This is a genomic window from Brucella sp. JSBI001 (genome assembly GCF_026014005.1).
Taxonomy (GTDB): Bacteria; Pseudomonadota; Alphaproteobacteria; order Rhizobiales; family Rhizobiaceae; genus Brucella; species Brucella anthropi.
The window spans coordinates 1,618,456-1,642,068 of record NZ_CP110339.1 but is presented as its reverse complement, the minus strand read 5'-3'; the positions used below and the strand labels follow the sequence as shown (position 1 = coordinate 1,642,068).

The window sequence follows — 23,613 nt, the reverse complement described above, 5'->3', positions numbered from 1 at the left end:
GGCTTCACCGTGTCGAAAGAGGGTTGGGAAACTGGATGTAAGAGGCGAGGGGATCGGTCACGTCGGTGTTTTCATTGACGTTTCCAGCCGAGATCATGAAATTTCCCTTGGCGACCAGAGTGGGGCTGTGAAGGAGATAATCCAGTGCGGTCTTGTCCCGCACGGGCTGCTTGTGTAGCCGTTCCAGAAAGCGTTGCAGGGCCGCAAAAAGTTCATTTTCATCAATGAAACGCGCCGAGCCCAGCGCGGCAATAAGTGCGAAAACGCCGTTGATGAACAGATAGTATCCAATCAGTTGAGCAGCTTCGTCACTGCCGAAGACATGGTCGGTAGCAGCACCTGCCTCAGGCAGATGTTCGCGCAGAAACGGCAAGAACGAGCGGACGTAACCTGTCCCCTGGCAATCACGGAAATAGAGCGCATTCGGCCAACCGTCCTGGAGGCCAAGGACGAGATTCTGCTGATGAGCGCCAAAAAGCAGGCCGTAATCGCCTTGGGCAATCATGAAGGGCGCAATGGCAACATCCAGAAAGCGTTCGAACCAGCGCTTCGCTACATCAGTCTCTGGGGCTCCCTCCGACGCGGCGATCCGGCGTATGAGGTCTGCGACATGGCTGCCATTTCCATCCGGGTGACGTTCGCAAAGCGCTGCAAGGACGGCCGCGTGCGGTTGCTGCTCTCCGCGAAACGGATTCTCCCGGAAAACTGTAATTGTTTCATTGTCGATGGAGCCGTCCGGCAAACGCAGGGATATCCAGCCGGGTTCACCCATGATGTGAAAATCTGGAAAGCGTTTTTTTAGAGCCTCGCCAATCGTTCCCGTTATGAGCCGATGGACGTTGATGCCCCGCAGGCATTCGCTTGGTTCTACGACGCGACGCGAATTGGTGAGCCGGAGACTGAGCGAGAACTTGAGCATCCAGTCGCTCTCGCGGGAATATATGGCGCGCAACGAGCTGGTCGCACGCCAGTCAGGGCCGCCGCTGCCAAGATCGGTTATCTTGCCCTGACGCTCCAATCGCTGAATATCCGGGCGTAGTGACAGGCGAGCCGCCTGCCATGGGTGCAACGGAATGAGCGGTCGCCCAACCGTTTTTTCAATCAGTCGGGAATCCGACGCGATGGATGCGATAGCCTCGACAACGTCGAAGCCATCAGCCCCTCCCTTCGCCAGCAGTTCCGGTTCGACAGCCCACCACCGCAAAGCAAAGGCATTGCCATATTCCGGACCGAAGCGGCAGTTATCTTCATCAGTGAATTCATCCCGGCTACGTGGAAACGGGTGTACTGCATGACCGAACCGCAACGCTTTCTCGGCCTCGATGAAATCAGGATCGGATTCAGCAAAAGGTCGTTCATCGGCGGTTTCCCGGAGAAGGCGCGTGATTGATCGCATACTGTCCAGTACTCTTTGCTGAAAGAGTAGTTTCGCGTCGGGCGAAACGCTGCCGCCGATTTCGTCCTCCTTGAGAAGCAGAAGCGCCAGTTCCGGCAAACTTATGGGTTTCAACTGGTCCCCATTGGATTTCCACATGGGTGTACCGAAGCAATGATATCCGGCAAGCGACCAGAAAATTACAGGCACTCTGACCTCGTTATCTGAAGCTGCAAGCTTCAGAAGCAAGTATTTTTCTGTTGTAATTCCTGCATGCGATGGGGAGTTATCTACTATTTCCCAATTATGCCATTCTCTTTTCAGAGAATTTATGAATATACTTTCCGATACAGCGAAGTAATTTGTATTAGTTACTATATTCATTTCGCTTCTCCGAAATAGTGATGATTTTATATTTACATACTGTGCAGACATTGCTACCGGTATCGAAAATTAAACATGCGGTGATTTCCATGGGTTTCGATGATACGGCGCTTAAAATGTCTTCTCGTCTTTCGATTGCCGTTTCGACTATCGGTTTTAATCAGACAGCATTCATTGCTCTTGTCCCTCTCATCGCGACTGCGACGGGTCTGCAAACAGGTGAGATCGGTCTTACAGCGGGGCTTGGTGCCGTGGCCTTCGTTGCCAGCGCTCCCTTGTGTGGAATGCTCGGCGCTCGAATTGGAGCGCGTCGCGCGCTGTATTGGCTGGGGCTCGTACTTCTGCTGGCACAACTCATCTTTCTGGCGCTGATGGTGGTGGGCCCGCTGCCCTATGTGCCGGCTCTCGGTTTGCTCGTAGTATCGCGCCTCGTCTATGGGGCGGCATCCGCTGGAATTATGCCGATTGCTCAAGCCTGGATTTCCGGACTGTTGCCGCAAAAGGAGCGCACCGTTGCCTTGGCACGGCTCAGCGCCGGGCTCAGCATTGGCCGCATTCTGGGTTCGGCTGCGGCGGTGACCGCCAGTGTCATGCCGCTTCTGCCACTTATGCTGCTCGTTGCAAGTCCGCTCAGTCTCCTGCTGGCGCCTGCTGCAAACGACACTGTCGGCAAAGCTGGTCCGCGTTCCGATAGTCGGGCATATCTTTCTCCACTCGACGGACGCCTGCTGCCATTCCTCGGACTTGGATTTCTGGTCACGATGTCCTTCGGACATGTTCAGATGATCCTCGGACCGCTGCTGCAACTGCATCTTGCCGTCGGTCCGGCCGAGGCGACCGCTGCTGCGGGGATCACGCTGATCGTCGTGGCGCTTGCGATGATCGCAACGCAGATACTGGTCATTCCCCGGTTGCGGCTCGACAATAGAACCTGCGTTATCCTCGGTACAGTTCTGCTGGCTGCTGGTGTCCTGCTTGTGGCGGTACCCCTCGCATATGTGAATCTCTGCGGACTGGTGATGGCAGGAGTAGGAATGGCGATTGCCACGCCCAACTATCTTGGATGGCTCACCGGACGGATGGAACAGGGAGAACAGGGGGCTGCGGCTGGTTGGCTTGCAAGTGCTCACGTACTTGGCCAGGGAGCGGGCGCGATCTCCGGCGGCTATCTTTTCACAGTCTCTGCGCAGGCACCGCTTTTTGTCAGTGCGATCCTTGCTGGCATGGCAGCGCTTCTCGCCTTCTCGATGAAGGTCCGAAATACATGAAGAACAAGAGGGATGCTGGATCATGACGGCCGCCTGCCAATGGCATCAACGTCTGCCCTCGGTAGTGTCTTGAGCATCCTAATCGTGGCGAGAACGGCCAGCCCCGAAAGCGCTGCTGCCAGAGCGAAGAGAGGACCGTAGCCCAGACGATCTGCAAGGATGCCTGAAACCATAGAACCAGCCAGATAGACAACAATCTGTGCGCAGGCGAGGATCGTAAAATCAGTTCCAGGCTGATCGGGCGATGTGACGCTCATGAAAAGGCTGTAGAGCGCAACGATCTCCATGTACCGGATGATCGTCTGAAATGCCGATGCCCCGTAAAGCGGCCAGATTCCACCCAGTACGCCGAACGCATGCAGGGTGAACAGCAGGAAGCAGATTGTTCTCAAGCTCCCCAGAAGCCCAAGCACTGCGGCGACACCATTGCGACGAAGAAGAACGGCGGCGATGGCAGAACCGGCAATGCCTGCGGTTGCGGCGGCGGCACCTGACAGATAGCCGATCACGTCGAGCGGAACGCCCGCATCCACCAGATAGGGTCCCTCCATGGCTTTCATCAGCCCTTCGCTTGCCCGATAGATCAGTGCAATCCACAGAATCTGCCGTGCTTCGGCGCGGCGTAGGAAATGCATGATCGAGGGACGTGAAAGAGCCCGCCCGTCGAGCAAAGGTGCGGCGTCGTTTTCCCGCATCGATAAGGCGGCGATCAAAGGAATGAGCGAAAGAAATGCGATCGTGCCAAGCATGATCGCCCAGCCTGCATGGTGATAAAGAACCAGTCCCAGCGTTCCGCCGATCAGCACGCCGAATGCAACCGCACCACCCTGGATGGCGTTGCCGAGAGGTCTGTCTGCCTCGTCGAGATATTTTGCAGCATAGCCATCGGTTGCGATGTCCTGTGTGGCGAGCAAAAGTGATGCAATGAAGCCGACAATGAAAATTCCGGTGACATTATCCGGACCCAGCGGGATGAGGCACACTATGGCCGCGATGATCCCGCTTTGCGTAAGCACGACCCAGCCAGCCCGGTGAGAACGTGCCCATGGCCTGAAGCGGTCGACCAAAGGCGCCCATGCAAACTTCAGGACCATGGGCAGAAGCAGAATGGAAAACATGCCGATAGCGGTGCGTGATACATCCTGTTCCCGCAAGATGGGAGGCAGGGCGGCAGCAAACAGATAGGTCGGAATGCCCTGAGCCAGATAGAGCCCTGCAAGGACACAGTACAACCGTGTCCGTGATGAGGGGCGGGCGATGGAAGAGGGGGCAATCGTCATCATCGATTGCCCTTGTGAGAGTGTGGGCCTGCCAGGCAGGCCGTGGTGCTGAAAAGCATCTTCATCGCCCGGCTCTGCCTTAGAACGTCACTTTATAGGAAAGGAAAACGCTGCGCCCCAGCCCTGCTACAGGTGCGTTACGCGTGGCTGTTGCCGTGGGGTTGATATAATAGGTGTCGAAGACGTTGCGGACGGCGAGGCTTGCTTCGCTGCCGTTCTCGAAGGTTTTCGAGAACGCCATATTCACCAATGTAGCGTCGTCTATCTGCTGACCCTTGATACGGTCGCGACCCGAGAAATATTCAACTTCCCCCCGGACCTTGTACCCGCCTTCGAACGACACTGTGGTATAGGCAAGCCCCTTCCATGTGGTTGGAATACGGTTATTGGGAAGATATTCGTCCGAACCGATGCTGCCATCCCGGTTGGCGTCATATTTGCCTTCCTGATAGGCAACCAGACCGCCGATGGTGAACATCGAATTGATGTCGTAGTCGGCTCGTGCCTCCACGCCCCAGATACGTTCCTTCTGCTGGCTTACGCGGTTTGCCGCGATATCATAGTTCACACCATCCTTGGAGGTGGAAATATAGCTGCTCACCGTGCTGCGAAGATCGCCCCAATCGCCGCGCAGACCCACTTCATAAGTGTTGACCAGCTGAGGCTTTGGCGCGATGTCGGCATAGCTGATCGTGTAGTCAGGCGTGCCGCGGCAGCCATAGATGGCAGCTATCGAGCCGTAGGCATCACAGATTTCTGCAAGTGAATTGACACCCGCGCGGCGTGTAAATGCGCCAATATCCGTTAGGCTGTAGCCTTGCGAGAAATTACCGAAGGCCTGCACCTCTTCCGTGACGTCGTACACGGCTCCAGCGTTAAAGGTCCATGCGTTGTAGTCAAACGAACCACCAAGAACGCTGATCGCCGGATAGATATTCGCCAGTGACCGCGCAGGCCAGGCAACTGCTGTAGGCCGCGTGAAATCATTCACATCGAGGTAGAACTGATCGAAACGCGCGCCGCCCTGCAAACGGAACCGTTCCGTGACGGGAACTTCGGCCTGCGCAAAAGCCGCGATGGAATTCTGCGTCATCGGGGCGATAGCATCTTCGTCGTTCAGCAGTGTCTGCGCCACCTTGTCGTAAGCGTAATCCACACCCCAGGTCAGCTTGCTGCCATTGGTGATGAAATCCATCGGTGTCGTGATGGTCATGTTCACGCCTGTCCGGTCGAAGTCATATTTCGACTGGTTGAACCATGCGGTCGGCTGTCGGGGATTTCCCGAATAATAGACCTGAGTGTTCACAGCCGAAAGTTCGGTGAACGGGGACTGTTTGAAGATCTTGTTATAGAAAGCCTTCACTTCAAGATTGCCGAGTGCAAAATCCTGATCGGTATATTTTGCAGTCAGATACTTGGAATCCTCGCGAAGCGGTTCGCCGGTGTAGGCTGAACCGAATCTCGGTGAAACCGGGTTCGTCGTGTAGTCGGTGAACCATTCCGGCTTCTGCTTGGCGTAGGTCCAGTCAAAGCTGACTTCAAACCGGCGCGGACCGCTTTCATAGCCTACGACACCGAAGAAATTGCCGTTGACCGTCCTGTCGCCGCCACCTTGTCCAAGCATGGCGTCGGATGGCATTTCATTGCCATGTCCGTCATAGGTGCGGCGGGTCCAATCGCCGGTTCCGGAGAAGTAATAGTCGAGTTTGTCTTTTCGACCCTCAATGGAGATGCTCGTTTCCGGCGCGGTCGATTTGCCAAGGTTTTCCGTGTAGCCGGAAAGGCCGGTGCGTACCGTGACGGTCGGCTTATCGCTGGTGCCCCGCTTGGTGATGAAATTGATCGTTCCGCCTGTCCCGCCGGCACCGTAGAGGCTTGAAGCTCCGTTCACGACCTCAATGCGTTCAACAGAATTGAGATCGATCATCGACAGGATGCGTGACAGGTCGCGCAGTGGCGTGTTGCGGGGCACACCGTCCACCATGATCAGAACGCTGCGACCACGAAATGTTTCCGACGCGCCGGATATGGTCTGGTTGCTTGGTGCGAAACCGGGAACCAGGCGCGAAATCAAGTCGCTGGCATTCGGCGAGATTCGCATCGCTTCTTCGACTTGTTCCCGATCAATCACCTGAACGGATTGAGCAACAGCGGCAATTGAGCTCTCATTGCGTCCGGCGGTGATGATAATCTGGTCCAGCCGCGTAACCCCTGCGTCGTTGCCTGCAGTTTCCTGTGCAAACGCTGCCGTCGTAAATCCGCAGCCTGAGAGCAGCAGAACTATGAATTGCCTGTTCATGTTTTTCCCCAAGTGAGAATAGTCAATGGAATCCGATGGATGGCCAATCCGTGGCGTCGGTTTTCCATCAATCTGTTACAGTCGCCCCTGGACGCAAAGGACATGGTGCCCGGTCATGAGGGTGATCCATGAAGGTCTCCTTTTGTCGTCCCGCCTTCATTCGACGGAGACAGGACTGGCCGTCTCCGCGAAAGTCGTTTAAACTAGATTATTATTGTCAACTTTATAGGGTGGCCTGTGCGTTCGGCTTGGTTCCTGGCGAAAATTGATAGGACCAGGACGAACTGACCGTTGGTCATTTACCCGTGTTGCAAGGATGCATCATGATTCCGTCTAAGCAGATCGAAACGATAGTTCCGCAGCACTTTCATATTGCCGATATCGGGAATGAAACCGACTGCAAACTCTGTTCTTCGGCGCTCACTGAGATTGTGGGAGATGTCTCGCTGGTCGTGGGCGCAACTGCACAGGGTGCTGTCCGGGGTATTTACTGCTCGGTAGATCCGCTCCGGATCATGACCTGCTATTTTCCGAGTTGCGAGATATTGATCCGGGGTAAAGGCGGATGCTCGGCCGATCAATTGCTTATGGTGCGAAGCATGGAAGGAGCGCTTCGCATCCGACAATCCGGTGAGACATTGAACCTGTTGCCGGGCGACGTAGTTTTTCTGTCGCCGGACAAGGCGTATGAATGGTGGCTCCCTGAAGGCGGCCGTGTCGATTGTGGACGTTTGCCTGTGAGCTATTTTCCGATCTCAAAACAGGCCGTGAAAAACTTTCTGATGCGCCCAATACCGAAGGCCTATCCACCATTAAAGCTCCTTATTACGCATGGTGCCTATTTGCTTATGCGAGGCGCGCACGCGCCCGGCGAAGCCGAGATGATCGCGGCGCACTTCCGACAGGTGTTGCCAATGGTTCTGGAGTTTCTCCGGGATGATCACCGTAAACATCGCTCAGGTCTAAACCTTTCGCAGATCAAAGCTTTCATCGAGACTGGCCTGTCGGATGCAACCTTCGATCTTGGTACGGTTACCGCAAGGTTTGGCGTTACTGCCCGTCAGGTCCAAAAGCTTTTTCAGGCTGAGAATATGACGTTCTCTCGTTACGTGCTTGAGCGTCGACTGGATATGGCCCGACTGCGTGTTTCACGACATAACAACCGCTCGATCAGTTCAATTGCTTACGAGGTTGGCTTTGGTGATCTTTCCTATTTCAATCGGGTGTTTCGCCAGCACTTCGGCATGACACCATCGGCGATGCGAGACCAATCGCATGCCGTGGTGAGCCAGATTCAAGCTCTTGGTTCGTCCAGACTAAAGGTCACAGGGGCCACCCGTTTATAGCTGCTGTTTGACGGTCTGAACGCCTGCGCCGTTACACCTGTTCGAGCCTCGCCTATCAATAGAACGCTGGCCGACCGGATGGGTCTTTATCGATACATATCCATATCTTCCGGAGCCTGTGCGCCAAAATTACGGGCGTAATAATGGCCGCTATAGACCGCAGCTGCATGATAGATGGTGCGTAACAGTCGCCAATCGCTGTGACGGATATCACGCCCGCATCTTGCCAGTCATTTTTGCGGGCTTCCAAAGCAGCTTGCAGCGTGTTGTTGGGATGGCGGCTGGTCACTGGTACCAGTGTGCTGCATGGAACCTCGGTTTCCCTGCCAGAATAGACACATGCGACCGACAGACTGTCCGATGTTTGTCTTGCGAGCTTATGCAGCGGGATTATCCTGACACCCAGTTCTATCAATCTTGTTTGAATTTTTGATTGTTCAAGCGTGTGTTCCGTCCAGGGAGCCACGATCGGCGCTGGCGTGACCAATGTCGTATCAATACCGCGGCTCACGGCCAGCTCGGCCAGAACCGATCCGAGGTAGTAACGATCATCATCAAATATCACCAGAGGTCCGTGGCACGCATCGAGCGATGTTTTGTCTTTCAGGATAGCGTCGACGCTCAGCGTGCGTCCTTCCAGTGTTTCCAGAGGTTGCCGATGCGAGCGACCGACTGCATCCGCGCGCCAGTGCGCTCCGGTGGCCAGCACCACATGCGGGATTCCGTAAGTCAGAATCTCGTCGGCATCGAGTTGGCTGTCGAGATACATCTCCACATTGGTCGCGCGCTGCAATTGCATCATGCGCCAATCGCGAACACGCGCCCAGCTTGCCAGTCCGGGGAGGGCAGCTTCCTCCGTGACGCGCCCACCCCAATGGGTATGCGTTTCGGCTATGATGACTTCTGCACCGCGCTCGGCCATGGCGCGAGCGGCTTCCAGACCGGCTGGTCCTCCGCCGACCACCAAAACTTTCTCGGTGGCCTGCAACCTGCTGATTTTCTCCGGATGCCAGTCCTTGCGCGCTTCTTCGCCAATCGTCGGGTTTTGCGTGCATCGCAATGGTGCAACGGTGTTGTCGCTGGCCGTGCATATATTGCAGCCAATGCATTCGCGAATGTCGTCGATGCGACCGCTCCGGATTTTCTCGGGCAGAAATGGATCGGCGATTGACGGACGGGCTGCGCCGATGAGGTCCAGAACACCGGAGCGGATGGCCTGTACCATGGTATCCGGTGAGGTATAGCGACCAACACCCACGACCGGTTTGCTGGTGAGTGATTTTACAAATGAGATGTAAGGCTCCTGAAAGCCCTCCTGCGAAAAGCGCGACGTCTGGCTGTCGTTGGACCAGCCGGACAGGTTTACATCCCAAAGATCGGGTTCATCGGCGAGAGCGGCAATGACGTCCCGACCTTCACCATTGTACTGGATGCCCTGGTCGCCCAGAAACTCCTCAACCGCAAAGCGGACTGCGATCGCGCATTTGTCGCCGACAGCATCGCGCGTATCGGCCAGAACCTCGCGGAACAATCGCAAGCGGTTTTCGAACGACCCGCCATATTCATCCGTGCGGGTATTGTAGCGCTGCAGCAGAAAATGCTGCAGCAAGGTCATGTCGTGACCTGCATAGACATAAATAATATCGAAACCGGCCCGTTTGGCGCGAAGTGCGGCATCGCGATGCCATTTGCGAAACCGGGCGATATCGGCCTTGTCCATGGCTCTTGCCTGAACTGGGTCCTCCACATCGACAATCATGTCCATGGGACCGAGCGGCGCCAGTCTGGTCAAACGGTTGGAGACGTGGATACCATTATGCACAAGCTGGATTGCAGCGAGACTACCATGCTGGTGGACGGCCTCAGTCAGCTTCTGGAGACGCTCGGCGTCTTTCTCGTCCCATATGCGGCCCTGATTGGATGGCGTGATATCTGACGTCGGATGGATTTCGGTTTCCTGTGTGGAAACGACACCCCAGCCACCCTCCGCTTTCATTTCACGCAGCCGCAGATCGTGCTCGGGATAACGATGACCCATGCCGCTACAATGCGGAACCTGATAAAAGCGGTTCTTCGTCGTAACAGGGCCAATCTTGATCGGCTCGAACAGAATTTCGTGACGCTTGTCCATGGTCGCTCTGCTTGTCATTGGTCAGGATGTCATCCCTTGCGGGCGACTGCATGAAAAGTGGATTTCCATCGCGTTTAACGCGCGATGGAACGCTTGAAGCGAGCTTCGAGTTTGGCCTGACCATATTCCAGAACGATGGACAGGGCCCAATAAATCATCGATGCGGTGATGAGCATTTCGATGTGCCGGAACTCGGTCTGACCTTGGGTACGGGCAAGATACATGAGTTCCCAAACGCCGATGACGGAGACCAGGGACGAGTCCTTGAGCATCGCGATGAACTGGTTGCCGGTTGGCGGAATAATGATGCGCATCGCTTGAGGAAGGGTGACCAGCCACATGGTTTGCGAGGGCCCAAGGCCCAACGCATATGCGCCCTCCTGCTGCCCGCGGGGAATGCTCTCGATGCCTGCGCGGAAGATTTCCGTCATATAGGCGCCGTAGCATAAGGACAGCGCCAGAATGCCGGCGGGAATAGGTCCGATGACATAGCCCACCTGCGGCAGTCCAAGGTAGATAATGTAGATCTGCATCAACAATGGCAGGCCACGAAAAAGCGAAGTGTAGAACGTTGCCAGACCGTAGATGAGGCCATTCTTAGAAAGCTTGGCCACCGCACCGATCAGAGCCAGAATGGTTGCGAAGAATATCGAGGCTGCGGAAATATAAAGCGTCGTGACGACACCCTGGCTGATCAGAAATCCGATCTTTCTTGCGATAAAATCAAATGAGAGATCGAATGAATAGAAGAAGATCATCAGCAGCAGGAACAGTTCCAGCCATATTGCCGTGATCTGCGCCCAACGCGGAAAAAGTCTCAGGAAACTCCAATTCGCGAAGATGACGATGCTAAGCAGTATCGAGGAGATTAGCGTCGCCTTGGTGAAGCCGGCTTTTGCGACTTTCGGGTCGATGCCAAGCCAGTTTGTTATGCCGGAGAACCGGATATTCATGAAACAGAAGAGTGCTGTCAGGATAACAAAGAACGCTATCTGGACAGTACGTTTAGCGGCCTCGGGCCGCGTCAGAAAAAACCTCCCGAGCATGTTCTCTCCCCTGTCAGCTTGCCTTTCGCTCCGCAAGCCAATCCTGCATCTGCAGTTTCCAATAGGTTAGCTGGGCGGCTGCGAGACCTGCGGCGCCTCCGGCCCAGACCAGCCCGAATTTTTCGAAGAGTTTGTAGCGGTCACTCTGTCCGCAAATGGCTTCGGCCACGATCTTTCCGCCGATCGCGGTTGTGTTCAGCCCGTGCCCCCCGAAGGCTGTGCAGTACCATGTAGCGCGGTCCAATTGACCGATCTGGGGCATCAAGTGTCTGGCGTAGGACATCAGGCCCGACCATGCCAACTCTGTCTTCAGTGAAGCAAGCTGAGGATAGGTTCCAACCATTTCGTTGCGCAATTCACGGACTACGCCGGGCGTATCGGCTGCTCTCGTCGTGATGCGTCCGCCCCATAAAAGCCTGCGACCACCATCGATTACACGGTAGTAGTCACCGGCACGACGGTTATCACCAATCGCGGCCGTGGTGCGGATCGCCGACGCGATCAGTTCGGGCGCTTCTTCGCTCACCATCACATAGGTGGCAATGGGCAGATAGGCCCGTCTGATCTGGCTGACGAGCCCATCGGTGTAGCCACCTGTGGTGATCAGTATTTTGCCCGCTTTGACCTGCCCACGGGCTGTTTTTATAAGCTTGCCATCATTGTGGTCGAGCAATTGGAGTACGCGGCTGTTCTCGAATATCCGTCCGCCGAGCCGCTCTATCTCGCAACCGAGCGCCCGCAAGTAGTTCAGCGGATGGATATGAAATGCATTAGGGTCGTAGACGGATTGAAAATAGCGTTTGGAATTCAGAATATTGCGCGTTTCAGCTGTCGGGTGAAAATCTATTCTGTAGCCATAATCGCGTTGAAGCGCTTCGGCATAATGTTTCAGGCTTTCACCGTCGTCATACCGGCGCACGCTCATAATGCCGGGAATGAGTTGGGCTTCTTCAATCTTCAGCGTGTCAATGTTCTGTCGAACAAATTCGACGCCTTCAATCGATAATTCATGAAGTGTTTTGGCAATCGTCTTGCCCGTGCGGGCAGCAATGTCATCGCCACCGGACGCGAAGCCGGGGCTGACAAATCCACCATTGCGTCCGGATGCGCCAAAGCCGATGCTTTCAGCTTCCAGGACAACGACTTTCTTGCCAGCTCGCGATATCTGCAACGCGGCCGACAAGCCTGCAAGTCCGCCGCCAATCACTGCGACATCTGCTGTTGTTTCGCGTTCAAGCGTTGGACGCGCGAAATCGTCCGCCTTTGTTTGGCTGTAATAAGTGGCCGGATAAGTCATCGCAACACCAGGAAAAGCATATCGGATGAGCCATCGTCACGATGGCTCATTTCAATATTGATGTAAGGGTAATATCAGTCGGCGCTGTAGTCTTTGCCGTACCACTTTGCAGTGAGTGTCGCCAAAGTACCGTCAGACTTCATCTGCTTGATGATTTCGCCAATCTTGGCTGTCCAGTCTAGATCGTTTTTTTCGGCAATAACCACCAATGGCTCACGGAAAGCGTATTCACCTTCGATAATCTTTACGGGGTAGCCATTCTTGATGGCGTTCTGTGCCGTTTGCTCTGGGGCGATGATGGCATCGATGCGGACGCCATCACCCAGTCTCAGATCGTCGAATGGCAGCATGGAATCTGCGAAAGTGCGAATTTCGCCTGGTTCGAGCTTGTACTCAATCGGGGGAAGGCCGGGGGCATCGATTTCCAACTGCCGACGAGCGTAATCTTCTGAAGTCGTTGCGGTCTCGACACCGATGATTTTGCCTTTCAGGTCGGCGACAGATTTTGCCGCGCTGTCCTTATGAACGACATAGACATAGGGGCTGTAGTAGTAGATGCCAGCAAAATCGATGACGTTAGCGCGGGCTTTGGTTGGCGTGACCGATCCGACGCCAACGTCATAACGACCCTGCCAACGACCACCTGTCAATGTTGCCCAGTCTGGTGTTTCGAAGGAAACGGTGACGCCAAGACGCTTGCCGATCTCGTTGGCCACGTCCACGTCGAAGCCTACCAACTTGTTGGAATCATCTAGAAAGCTCTGGGGCGGCCAGCCAGCATTGGTCGCGACAACCATGGCCTTTTTTTCCATGACGCGATCCAGCGTCTCTCCCGCATAGGCAGAGAATCCGGTAGCCAGAATAGCGCCTGCGATACCCATTATTGTTATGATTTTTTTCATTTTATCGAACCCCTCCTCTGGTTTGATGCATGAGCATTGCATAAACCCGGAAGCAACGGCTAGGCAGCCCAAAGGAGTAGGTTATGAAATTAGTGCATGATGATATGCAATTCTTGCAGAATGTGCGCTGAAGCCTGCTTGAGCTCGGGGTCGCTCGTGCGCGACGCCCGGATATGCTGAACGAACCCGTCTGATCGTCCGCTCCGTAACTTATTGATTGCGCACGGCCATTGCCGTGACTTCGACCCGCATTTCAGGCGTGGCGAGCCCGGCGACGCCGACCGCGCAACGAACCGGAAAAGGCTTTTTGAAAAAGCGCAGATAAACTTCGTTGAAGGCGGGGCGTTCATTGATGTCAGTCAGATAGATCGTCAGGTGAATAACATTCGCCAGACTGCTGCCAGCCTTTTCGAGCGATGCTTTGAGGCTGTTCAGCGTGCATTCGCTTTGGACTGTTATGTCGCCGGTTTCCATGGAGCCGTCTGCCCGGATGGGGATATGAGTGGTTACCAGAAGATTGCCGATGCCTGCGACATCGGAAGAGATTTCGCTTTCGTCCGTATCCTCCAGAAAATAGGGCGTTGTGCTGTTTGTCATGGTCATTCTCCAAGAGGTTAGGCGTTTCTACAAAGTGTGAAGCGGTTTTCCGATAAGTTGTGCGCTAAAACAAGCAGGTAGAACATTTCCGTCGATTGAGCGAACCCGATCCAAGTGAGGTAGCAACAATGTGTACTGGTCGGGACGTGCATCCTATTGCGGTGGTGATCGGGCAGGTCTAAGAAACAGGTCGGAGGCGAGGAGGCTTCCATCAACGACGACCGTTTCTGGTCTGAAGGCAATCCATGACAGAAAAACATTCTCATCGCGGGCTTGTAGTTGCCGCGATTATGGCAAGCATGGCCATGATCGCCGTCGAGGCAACGATTGTGTCGACGGCAATGCCGCAGATCGCGGCGCAGCTGGGCCAGCTCAATCTCTACTCCTGGGTTTTCTCGTCATTTCTTTTGACACAGACAGCAACGACAGTCGTGTTTGGCAAACTGGCCGACATTTACGGGCGCAAGCCGGTGCTTGTTTTTGGTATTGCACTGTTCCTGACGGCTTCGGTGCTGGCCGGTTTCGCGTGGTCGATGCCTTCGATGATTGTCTTCCGGCTGTTGCAGGGCATCGGGGCGGGGGCAATCCAGCCTGCGGCCATGACCGTGGTGGCCGATCTTTTCCCCGGAGCGCAGCGCAGCAAGGTTCAGGGATATCTTGCCAGCGTCTGGGCATTGTCAGCCGTTGTCGGTCCGTTGCTTGGCAGTCTCATCATTCACAATTTGAGCTGGGCCTGGGTATTCTGGATTAATGTGCCGGTCGGTATTCTGGCGGCATCGGGCTTTCTTCTCTTTCTTCATGAGGAAAAGCGGACAAAGCCGGTATCGATCGATGTGCTTGGCGCAGCACTTTTCGCCGTCTCCATCTCCTCCCTGATGATCGCGCTCACCCTAATGGAGAGCGCGGTTTCGCTCGAAGGAATTCTGGCGTTCATTCTCTTTGCTCTTTCGCTGATTGCCTTCATCTGGCAGGAACGTCGCGCGAAGGAGCCTATGGTCGCACCGGACCTGTGGCTGAAACGTCCTATTGCTTTCTCCAATCTGGCGGTTTTTCTGGCCAGTATGTCGATCATGGGGCTGACGACATTCCTGCCGATGTATGTACAGACAGTTCTCGACCGTTCTCCTGTGGTCGCGGGCTTTGCCCTGACCATGTTGTTGCTGGGCTGGCCGTGCGGTGCCACGATCGCATCACGGCAGTTCACGCGGTTCGGATTACGCCCGATCATGATCGCCGGAAGCATCTGCATTCCGATTGGCACCTCCCTGCTTGTCATGCTGACTCCATCAAGTTCAGCCACACTGGCTGGAACCGGTTCTCTGATCATGGGTTTCGGCATGGGGCTGCTCAACATTGGGGCACTCATCCTGACACAGGATAGTGTGAGTTGGTCGGAGCGCGGCAGCGCCACGGCATCGAACGTCTTCTCGCGCAATTTGGGCAGTACGCTTGGAGCGGCCATTCTTGGTGCGGTGCTGACCTATGGTCTTGCCAATGCCAATCATGGCGAAGCGATTACGTCAGACCAACTTCGGGATCTGTTGAACGGCGCGGAGATGTTGATTGATCAACAGGAGCTTCGGCTGGCGCTTCAACATGCCCTGCACGCAACTTTTGTAGCGATGATGCTTATCGCCGTTCTGATCGTGCCAGCCTGCCTTTGTGTGCCGGGGGTGAAAAAGACTTACGAAGAAAACGTGGTGACCTGACACGCTGCACTTTTAGCAAATTAAGGGTTCAGCTGGCGATTGGTTCCAAGTCGGCTGAACTCGTGATCCTGCGGTAATCCGCACTGGCAAACCGTGGAACTTAGCTGACGCAAAATACGCCTTAAAAGCAAAAATCCCGGAAAGCCGGGATTTTGTTGCTTATCTGATCGGAAAACTGGAGCGGGCGAAGGGATTCGAACCCTCGACCCCAACCTTGGCAAGGTTGTGCTCTACCCCTGAGCTACACCCGCTCGCGCCAGTCGTTTCCGTCAGGCAGGCGCTATATGAACTAACGCCCCGGAGATTGCAACAGGGAAATTACAGGAAAATGTCGTTTCAACGAAATTAGCTGCCGGTTAATTGATAAGTATCTGTAAATATTATGCATTCCAGAATGCGTGTCGTGTTCTCTGCTGCGTTTTCTCGTCAAAGCAAGAAAAATGAGTCTCCACGGATAATGGAATCGGCTGTCAGAGGCGTGAGCGGGGCTGGTGCGTTTTGTGCGAACAATCCAATTTGCTTTGCATGGTTTCTAAGCCTCTATCCATGGTCTATAAGCGCTGTTGCAAGTCGTCGAAGCGTGAGGAGCGTGATGACATGCTCAACATATTCAATGCCGAACAGAATGGGGTGGAATCATGCCTTTGTCGCCGAGCGAACTTCACGATTATCTTCAGAAACTCGGTATCGAAGTGAAAACTGTCGAACATCCCCCCTTGTTCACGGTCGCGGATTCCCAAAGCCTGCGTGGTGAAATCCCGGGCGGCCATACGAAAAATCTCTTCCTGAAGGACAAGAAAGACAATTTCTTTCTCGTGACAGTCGAGGAGGACGCGGTGGTCGATCTGAAGTCGATCCATCAGCTGATTGGTGCGGCAAGCCGCGTTTCGTTCGGCAAGCCGGAAAAGCTGCTGGAATACCTGGGTGTGATTCCGGGTGCAGTTACGGTGTTTGGCGCGGTCAACGATACAGCACATAATGTGCAGGTCATTCTTGATGCCGATCTGATGAAATATGACGTCATCAACGGCCATCCGCTGACCAACGAAGCCACGACTTCCATCAAGCGCGAAGACCTCGTCGCTTTCCTCACTTCCACCGGACATGAACCGCGCATTCTCGCCGTTTCCGAAGGTGCGAAAGGGGACACTTCGGTATAAACTGATTTTCAAAACGGGCGGCTTTCTTACACACGGCAATTGGCAATTGAAGTGAGAGGCGGGAGCGCTAAGTTACAGCGCAACTTGCTGAATCGACCGTCTTGAAATTGGCTTTTGAAGATACGAACTGAAAAAACGACACCGGCTTGTATGCGGACCGTCGCATCGGTCGGAAAATACGAAGGAATTTCTTATGACCAGCCAGAACAATCCTTATGCCGGTGCAGGTGGCCAGATGACGGCAAACGTTTCTTTCGGTTCGGCACCAGCCGCTGCCGGAGGAACTGATCTCGTCAAGGACACGACGACGGCAGGTTTCCAGGCGGATGTAATTACCGAATCCCGCAATCAGCCCGTGCTGGTGGATTTCTGGGCGCCATGGTGCGGACCTTGCAAGCAGCTGACACCGATCATTGAAAAGGCCGTGCGGGACGCTGGTGGTGCCGTCAAACTGGTCAAGATGAATATCGACGATCATCCGGCCATCGCCGGTCAGCTTGGTATTCAGTCCATTCCGGCGGTCATTGCTTTCGTCAATGGCCAGCCGGTCGATGGTTTCATGGGGGCCGTCCCTGAATCGAAGGTGAAGGAATTCATCGCCAAGATCGGTGGGCCGAGCGACGCGGAAGCGGCGCTTGCCGAAGCCATCACGGCCGCGAATGAGCTGATCGAAGCCGGTGATTTCGTTCAGGCGTCGGAGATTTTCTCGTCCATCCTTCATGCCGTTCCAGATAATGTCGATGCGATTGTCGGTCTTGCGACCTGCCTTCTGGAATCCGGCGATGCTGAAAAGGCGCGGGAAATTCTGGCCCAGCTTCCGGCTGACAAACAGAATGCGCCTGCCGTTCGAGCGCTGGAAGCGCGCCTTGCGCTGGCTGATCAGGTCAAGCTCATCGGTGATCCGATTGCGCTTGAGAAGCGAATTCAGGCTGATCCGAAGGATTATCAGGCCCGGTTTGATCTTGCGCAGGTGCGTAATGCACAGGGGCGGCGTGAAGATGCGGCCAATGAGCTGCTTTTCATCATGAAGTCCGACCGCGAATGGAATGAAGACGGCGCACGCAAGCAGCTGCTCCAGTTTTTCGAGGCATGGGGCAATGCCGATCCGGCGACGCTCGGTGCACGGCGCAAGCTGTCGTCGCTTCTGTTCTCCTGATCGCGAGCGGTCGGGAGCATGGCGGGCAAATTGTGCTTTGTGCGCCGTGCGGATTCCAACTGTTAGGGCGCATGTTGCGTGAGTCCTAATGCATGTCTCCCAAAAGCGGGAACCGATTTTGGGGTAAAGACATGCATGAAAACAAAAGCTTAAAGCGTGTCGTAAGAGTACGATAAAAAGCGATATGCTTTTGAGGAGGTTGTAATGCAGGTGGGCAATGCCCGTTACAGAACGGGCGCCGATATACCCGAGACCGTGCCGGTTTTCCCGTTGAAAGGGGCGCTGCTTCTGCCCGGTGGCCAGCTTCCGCTCAATATTTTCGAACCGCGCTATCTGGCGATGATCGAAAATGCCTTGGCGGGCAAGCGCATCATCGGCATGATCCAGCCGAAAATCGATGGCGACGATGACGAAATGATCGATGAGCTTGATGAAAGCCTCCGTCCGCAATTGAGTAATGTCGGCTGTCTTGGCCGTATCACGACCTTTGCCGAAACGGGCGACGGTCGCCTACTGATTACCCTGCAGGGTATCTGCCGATTTCGCGTGCGTGAAGAAATGCATTGCCGTCAGCCTTACCGGCAATGCCGGATCATGCCGTTTCTGGCCGATCTGGAGGAGGCGCGGGATTCGTCGGAAATCGACCGGGATGCTTTGCTGGGCGCTTTCCGCGATTATCTTGAAGCGCACAATCTGGAAGCCGACTGGGACAGTATTGCACGGGCAAACAATGAAACCCTCGTCAATGCGCTCTCCATCATGTCGCCTTTTGGCCCTGCAGAAAAACAGGCCCTTCTGGAAGCGCCCGATTTGAAGACGCGTGCAGCAACTTTGATTGCCATTACCGAGATGGTATTGGCCAGAGTAAAGGACGACGATTTCGGATCGCGGCTGCAATAAACTTCGGGAATAAGACAATGGACGACAAGACGCAAACCGGCAATATCGACGTACGTCTGCTGGAACTTCTGGTATGCCCGCTTACCAAAGGGCCGTTGGAATATGATGCGGAACATGGCGAGTTGATCTCGCGCAAGGCAAAGCTTGCCTATCCGGTCCGGGGCGGAATCCCGATCATGCTGCCATCCGAAGCGCGCAGTTTGACGGAGTGACCGCAGGCCGATTTGCAGATTGCGGGAACTCTGAAACGTCGAACTGTGTCTGCTTTATCGGCTGTTATATAATTTCTGCATAAGCCTCTATCTTTTTCATAAGTTTCAGCCATGCGCATTATTGCTTGTCGGACAACAGGGCTCTATAACCCTCGCGGAACTAGATAAAGATGGTTTCGGACGGCGTCATGCCATTCGTTACTGTCGTGAATTTGAACGCAATATTCTCGGCGAAACGGGTCCCCATTCTCCCGAATATGCGAAACAAAACAGAGGCTTGGCATTATGGCATCCAGAAAACTCCTTCTCCTGCCCGGCGACGGCATCGGCCCAGAGGCGATGGCGGAAGTCCGCAAGATCATCGCTTTCCTCAACTCGGGCCTCAATCTCGGCTTTGAAACCGAAGAAGGTCTGGTTGGCGGCTGCGCTTACGACGCGCACGGTCAGGCGATTTCGGATGCGGATATGGAGAAGGCGCTGGCTGCCGATGCCACGCTGTTCGGCGCTGTCGGCGGTCCGAAGTGGGATAGCGTGCCTTATGAAGTCCGCCCGGAAGCCGGTCTTCTGCGTCTGCGCAAGGACATGCAGCTTTATGCAAATCTGCGTCCGGCCATCTGCTACCCGGCGCTGGCTCATTCTTCGTCGCTGAAGCCGGAAGTGATCGAGGGTCTCGACATCCTTATCCTGCGTGAGCTGACCGGCGGCGTTTACTTCGGTGAACCGAAGGAAATCATCGACCTCGGCGATGGCCAGAAGCGCGGTATCGATACGCAGGTCTATGACACCTACGAAATTGAGCGCATCGCTGATGTCGCCTTCGAGCTGGCGCGCACGCGCCGCAACAAGGTTACGTCGATGGAAAAGCGCAATGTGATGAAGTCGGGCGTCCTGTGGAATCAGGTTGTTACCGCGCGTCACAAGGACAAGCACGCCGACGTTGAACTGGAGCATATGCTGGCTGACGCTGGCGGCATGCAGCTTGTGCGTTGGCCGAAGCAGTTTGACGTTATTGTGACAGACAATCTTTTCGGCGACATGCTGTCTGACGTTGCCGCAATGCTGACCGGTTCGCTTGGAATGCTGCCGTCGGCTTCGCTTGGTGCGGTTGATTCCAAAACCGGCAAGCGCAAGGCGCTTTATGAGCCGGTACACGGTTCCGCGCCGGACATCGCTGGCAAGGGCGTTGCCAATCCGATTGCAATGATTGCTTCGCTTGCCATGTGCCTGCGTTATTCGTTCAACCTCGTTGAAGAAGCGGATCGCCTGGAAGCGGCGATCGCACAGGTTCTGGATGATGGTCTGCGCACTGCCGACATCTGGTCGGAAGGCAAGACCAAGATTGGCACCGTCGAAATGGGCGATGCCATCCTCGACAAGTTTTCGAAGCTTTCCGCTCAATAAGCGTGACAAGACCGCTTGCTGAAAGCCCGCCATGCACTTCGCATGGCGGGCTTTTCTTTTTTGAATAAGTGCCCGATTTGAGGCTGTAAATTCATGCTGTGCTGCATAAGAATAGCGGCATGTTGTTCACGCTCCCAGATCAAAACAAACTCTACGATGCACTTGTCGCCCGCGATGCCGCTTATGAGGGCAGGGCCTATGTCGGTGTTGTCTCAACCGGAATTTTCTGCCGCCTGACTTGTCCGGCGCGGAAACCGAAACAGGAAAACTGCCGCTTCTTCGCATCGGTTGCCGAATGCATGGCCGACGGTTTCCGGCCCTGCAAAAGATGCCATCCGCTACAGCCCGCTGCGGAGGCGGAGCCTTCCGTCAAGAAGCTTCTTGACGCGCTTGAGGCCGATCCGGAGCGGCGCTGGAGCGAAGAGGATGTTGCTCGGATGGGGCTTGATGTCTCGACCGTCCGTCGCAGTTTCCGCCGTCATTTCGGAATGACATTTCTGGAAATGGCGCGGCAGGAACGCCTGCGACATGGGTTTCAGGCGCTTGCCGATGGTGGGCGCGTGATTGATGCCCAGATTGATGCGGGTTTTGAATCTCCCGAAGCTTTTCGTAGTGCCTTTGCACGTATTCTGGGGCTTCCACCCGGCAAATTGCGGGTTGTTGGCTTGTTGCGCGCCGACTGGATCAAGACGCCACTTGGCACGATGATTGCGATCTGCGATGCACGAAGCCTGCATCTTCTCGAATTCGCTGATCGCAAGGCGCTATCTGCGGAACTGAAGAAGCTTTATGCTACCTGTCGCGGTGATCTGGGGATCGGTCGTTTCGATACGCATGATCACGTCGAGCAGCAGTTGAATGCCTTCTTTGACGGCAATTCTCCGAGGTTCGATTTACCGCTGGTGCTGCATGGCAGCGCATTCACGCAAGGTGTGTGGCGCGCACTTCAGAACATCGGGGCAGGGGAAACGCGCAGTTACAGTGAACTGGCGCAGGCCATGGAAAAGCCGCTTGCCGTGCGTGCGGTCGCCCGGGCCAATGGGGCGAACCAGATTGCCATCATCATTCCATGCCATCGTGTGATCGGCGCGGACGGGTCACTGACCGGCTATGGCGGCGGTCTGTGGCGCAAGCAGAAGCTGATCGAGATTGAAGCGCAGTATCGCCGATGAAACTCGGAGAAACATGAAAACGCCGCCCGATGGGCGGCGTTTTGCTTTGTGCAGCTGCGATGATTAGTCGAGCTTATGCAGGTCGACGCCCTTGGTTTCCTTGACGAAGATCATGCCGATCACGAAGGTGATAGAAGCGATGATGATCGGGTACCAGAGGCCGTAATAGATGTCGCCCTTGGCAGCGCTCAGTGCGAACACGCCAGCCGGAAGCAGACCGCCGAACCAGCCATTGCCGATGTGATATGGCAGCGACATGCCGGTATAGCGAATGCGGGTCGGGAACATCTCGACAAGGATCGCGGCAATCGGGCCGTACACCATCGTCACATAGATGACGAGGATAGTCAGGATGGCGATTGTCAGGAACCAGTTCACCTGTGCAGGGTCGGCAACCATCTTGAATGCGCCGGCATTCGGGATGGTGTAGACGGCCTGATCGGTGCTGACGCCAAGGCCGTCAGCTTCGGTCTGGGTCAGAAGCTTCTGCTTTACCAGATCGGCAGCCGGAACCATGGCCTTGTCTCCACCACGGATTGCTTCGGCATTCAGCTGAAGTTCCGGATTGGCGGCGACGAATGCATCAAGCTTGCTGTCCGGCACTTTCGCAGCATCGCGAACGAGCGGGAAACCGGCTTTCTGCAGGGCGAGGTTCACGTCGTGAGACAGTGCCGACTGCTTGGCTGCAGCATCTGCTCCAGCCTGAACAGCGTCGTAGGACGTGATCGTGCTGTCACCGATCGTAACGGTTGCAGGGGTGCCAGCTGCTGCCGTCTGGACGATTTCATAAGGCACCGAACTCTTGGCGAGGAAGCTCGTCGCCACATCGCAAGACGTGGTGAACTTCGACGTGCCGGTGGCGTTGAACTGGAAGTTACAATCGCCAGGCGCTGCAGTAACAGTTGCCTTGATGGTCTGTTCAGCCTGAGCCAGAGCCGGATTCGCAGCACCGGTTAGTGCTTTGAACAACGGGAAGTAGGTCAGGGCAGCGAGCAGAAGGCCTGCCATGATGATCGGCTTGCGACCGATCTTGTCCGACAGCCAGCCGAAGAAGACGAAGCCGCCGGTGCCGATCAGGAGCGCGATAGCAACCATGATGTTTGCCGACTGGTTTTCGACCTTCAGAACGTTCTGGAGGAAGAACAGCGCATAGAACTGACCGCAATACCACACCACGGCCTGACCGGCGGTAAGGCCGAAGAGGGCGATGAGTGCGATCTTTGCGTTCTTCCACTGACCGAATGCTTCGGAAAGCGGAGCCTTGGAGGTCTTGCCTTCTTCCTTCATGCGCTTGAATGCGGGCGACTCGCTCATCTGCATGCGGATCCAGACGGAAATGCCGAGCAGGACGATGGAGACGAGGAATGGAATACGCCAGCCCCAGGCCGCGAATGCTTCCTTGCTCATCACGGCCTGAATGCCGAGAATGACCAGCAGCGACAGGAACAGGCCGAGTGTCGCCGTGGTCTGGATCCATGACGTGAAGAAGCCGCGACGGTTGTTCGGAGCATGTTCCGCAACATAGGTTGCAGCGCCGCCATATTCACCACCGAGTGCGAGACCTTGCAGCATGCGCAGGGCGATCAGGATGATCGGTGCGAAAATGCCGAGCGTGGCCGAGCCGGGCAAGATACCCACGAGGAACGTGGACGCGCCCATGATGACGATGGTGACAAGGAATGTGTATTTACGACCGACGAGATCGCCGATGCGTCCGAAGACGAGAGCGCCGAACGGACGGACGAGGAAGCCTGCCGCGAAAGCAAGCAGGACGAAGATGTTTCGGGTTGCTTCCGGGTATTCATTGAAGAAGGCCGCGCCGATGAAGGCTGCGAGTGTTCCGTAAAGATAGAAGTCGTACCATTCGAAGACGGTACCAAGCGACGACGCAAAGATCACCTTGCGTTCTTCGCTCGTCATTTTCTGCGTGCCGACGTCGCACTTGACGAGACTGCCATTAATCTGTCCTCCCAAACAG

Annotated in this window: 16 protein-coding genes, 1 tRNA gene and 2 pseudogenes; 9 read left to right on the top strand and 10 right to left on the bottom strand. The window is 55.3% G+C overall.

The genetic code is table 11. From position 1 onward, the window contains the following. Positions 1-4 precede the first annotated feature (4 nt). A complete protein-coding gene (locus tag LJ361_RS07835) occupies positions 5-1,585 on the bottom strand; it encodes an IucA/IucC family protein (RefSeq protein ID WP_235784356.1) in 1,581 nt (526 codons plus the stop codon). A gap of 290 nt (positions 1,586-1,875) precedes the next feature. Between LJ361_RS07835 and LJ361_RS07830 the strand changes: the two genes are divergently transcribed. Continuing rightward, complete coding sequence (locus LJ361_RS07830; protein ID WP_247644254.1) at positions 1,876-3,027, top strand: MFS transporter; 1,152 nt, start codon at positions 1,876-1,878, stop codon at positions 3,025-3,027. A gap of 20 nt (positions 3,028-3,047) precedes the next feature. On the opposite strand, the gene LJ361_RS07825 is transcribed toward LJ361_RS07830, so the two are convergent. Both LJ361_RS07825 and LJ361_RS07820 read right to left on the bottom strand, forming a co-directional pair. After that, positions 3,048-4,310: an MFS transporter gene (locus LJ361_RS07825; RefSeq protein ID WP_151665302.1), complete on the bottom strand. Its 1,263-nt coding sequence runs from the start codon at positions 4,308-4,310 to the stop codon at positions 3,048-3,050. Positions 4,311-4,386: 76 nt separating this feature from the next. Beyond that, positions 4,387-6,606 (bottom strand): TonB-dependent receptor, encoded by a 2,220-nt coding sequence (locus tag LJ361_RS07820; protein ID WP_151665303.1) that lies wholly within the window; start codon positions 6,604-6,606, stop codon positions 4,387-4,389. Positions 6,607-6,929: 323 nt separating this feature from the next. Here LJ361_RS07820 and LJ361_RS07815 point away from each other — a divergent pair, with 323 nt between their 5' ends. After that, a complete protein-coding gene (locus LJ361_RS07815; RefSeq protein ID WP_151665304.1) occupies positions 6,930-7,952 on the top strand; it encodes a helix-turn-helix transcriptional regulator in 1,023 nt (340 codons plus the stop codon). Positions 7,953-8,038: 86 nt separating this feature from the next. Here the strand turns inward: LJ361_RS07815 and LJ361_RS07810 are convergent. From LJ361_RS07810 to LJ361_RS07790, 5 genes and pseudogenes are all read right to left on the bottom strand, one after another. Then, positions 8,039-10,083 (bottom strand): annotated as a pseudogene (locus tag LJ361_RS07810) (FAD-dependent oxidoreductase). Between the two features lie 74 nt (positions 10,084-10,157). Next, entirely contained in the window at positions 10,158-11,129 is a 972-nt protein-coding gene (locus tag LJ361_RS07805) for an amino acid ABC transporter permease (protein WP_010658475.1), read from the bottom strand. A 13-nt stretch (positions 11,130-11,142) separates the two neighbouring features. Beyond that, positions 11,143-12,426: an NAD(P)/FAD-dependent oxidoreductase gene (locus LJ361_RS07800; protein ID WP_151665306.1), complete on the bottom strand. Its 1,284-nt coding sequence runs from the start codon at positions 12,424-12,426 to the stop codon at positions 11,143-11,145. Between the two features lie 74 nt (positions 12,427-12,500). Continuing rightward, complete coding sequence (locus LJ361_RS07795; RefSeq protein WP_376787372.1) at positions 12,501-13,328, bottom strand: transporter substrate-binding domain-containing protein; 828 nt, start codon at positions 13,326-13,328, stop codon at positions 12,501-12,503. 210 nt (positions 13,329-13,538) lie between these two features. After that, complete coding sequence (locus LJ361_RS07790) at positions 13,539-13,925, bottom strand: RidA family protein (protein ID WP_151665307.1); 387 nt, start codon at positions 13,923-13,925, stop codon at positions 13,539-13,541. A gap of 245 nt (positions 13,926-14,170) precedes the next feature. On the opposite strand from LJ361_RS07790, the gene LJ361_RS07785 reads away from it, so the two are divergent. Next, positions 14,171-15,634, top strand: a complete 1,464-nt coding sequence (locus LJ361_RS07785) for an MDR family MFS transporter (RefSeq protein WP_029927830.1) — start codon at positions 14,171-14,173, stop codon at positions 15,632-15,634. Between the two features lie 176 nt (positions 15,635-15,810). On the opposite strand, the gene LJ361_RS07780 is transcribed toward LJ361_RS07785, so the two are convergent. After that, positions 15,811-15,885: transfer RNA gene (locus LJ361_RS07780), tRNA-Gly, on the bottom strand. A gap of 387 nt (positions 15,886-16,272) precedes the next feature. On the opposite strand from LJ361_RS07780, the gene LJ361_RS07775 reads away from it, so the two are divergent. From LJ361_RS07775 to LJ361_RS07750, 6 genes are all read left to right on the top strand, one after another. Continuing rightward, positions 16,273-16,794 carry a prolyl-tRNA synthetase associated domain-containing protein gene (locus LJ361_RS07775; protein ID WP_151606321.1) on the top strand — a complete coding sequence of 174 codons (522 nt, stop codon included), beginning with the start codon at positions 16,273-16,275 and terminating at the stop codon, positions 16,792-16,794. A gap of 193 nt (positions 16,795-16,987) precedes the next feature. Beyond that, a complete protein-coding gene (gene trxA / locus LJ361_RS07770) occupies positions 16,988-17,950 on the top strand; it encodes a thioredoxin (protein ID WP_071634565.1) in 963 nt (320 codons plus the stop codon). A gap of 204 nt (positions 17,951-18,154) precedes the next feature. Further along, the gene (locus LJ361_RS07765; RefSeq protein WP_010658482.1) at positions 18,155-18,850 is read left to right on the top strand and encodes an LON peptidase substrate-binding domain-containing protein; all 696 of its coding nucleotides are present in this window, start codon (positions 18,155-18,157) and stop codon (positions 18,848-18,850) included. Positions 18,851-18,867: 17 nt separating this feature from the next. Then, entirely contained in the window at positions 18,868-19,062 is a 195-nt protein-coding gene (locus LJ361_RS07760; protein WP_010658483.1) for a Trm112 family protein, read from the top strand. A gap of 285 nt (positions 19,063-19,347) precedes the next feature. Then, on the top strand, positions 19,348-20,463 hold the full coding sequence (gene leuB / locus LJ361_RS07755; protein ID WP_151665308.1) for a 3-isopropylmalate dehydrogenase: 1,116 nt from the start codon (positions 19,348-19,350) through the stop codon (positions 20,461-20,463). Positions 20,464-20,582: 119 nt separating this feature from the next. Next, on the top strand, positions 20,583-21,635 hold the full coding sequence (locus tag LJ361_RS07750) for a bifunctional transcriptional activator/DNA repair enzyme AdaA (RefSeq protein ID WP_151665309.1): 1,053 nt from the start codon (positions 20,583-20,585) through the stop codon (positions 21,633-21,635). A gap of 63 nt (positions 21,636-21,698) precedes the next feature. Here the strand turns inward: LJ361_RS07750 and LJ361_RS07745 are convergent. After that, positions 21,699-23,593 (bottom strand): annotated as a pseudogene (locus tag LJ361_RS07745) (MFS transporter). Between the last annotated feature and the right edge of the window lie 20 nt (positions 23,594-23,613).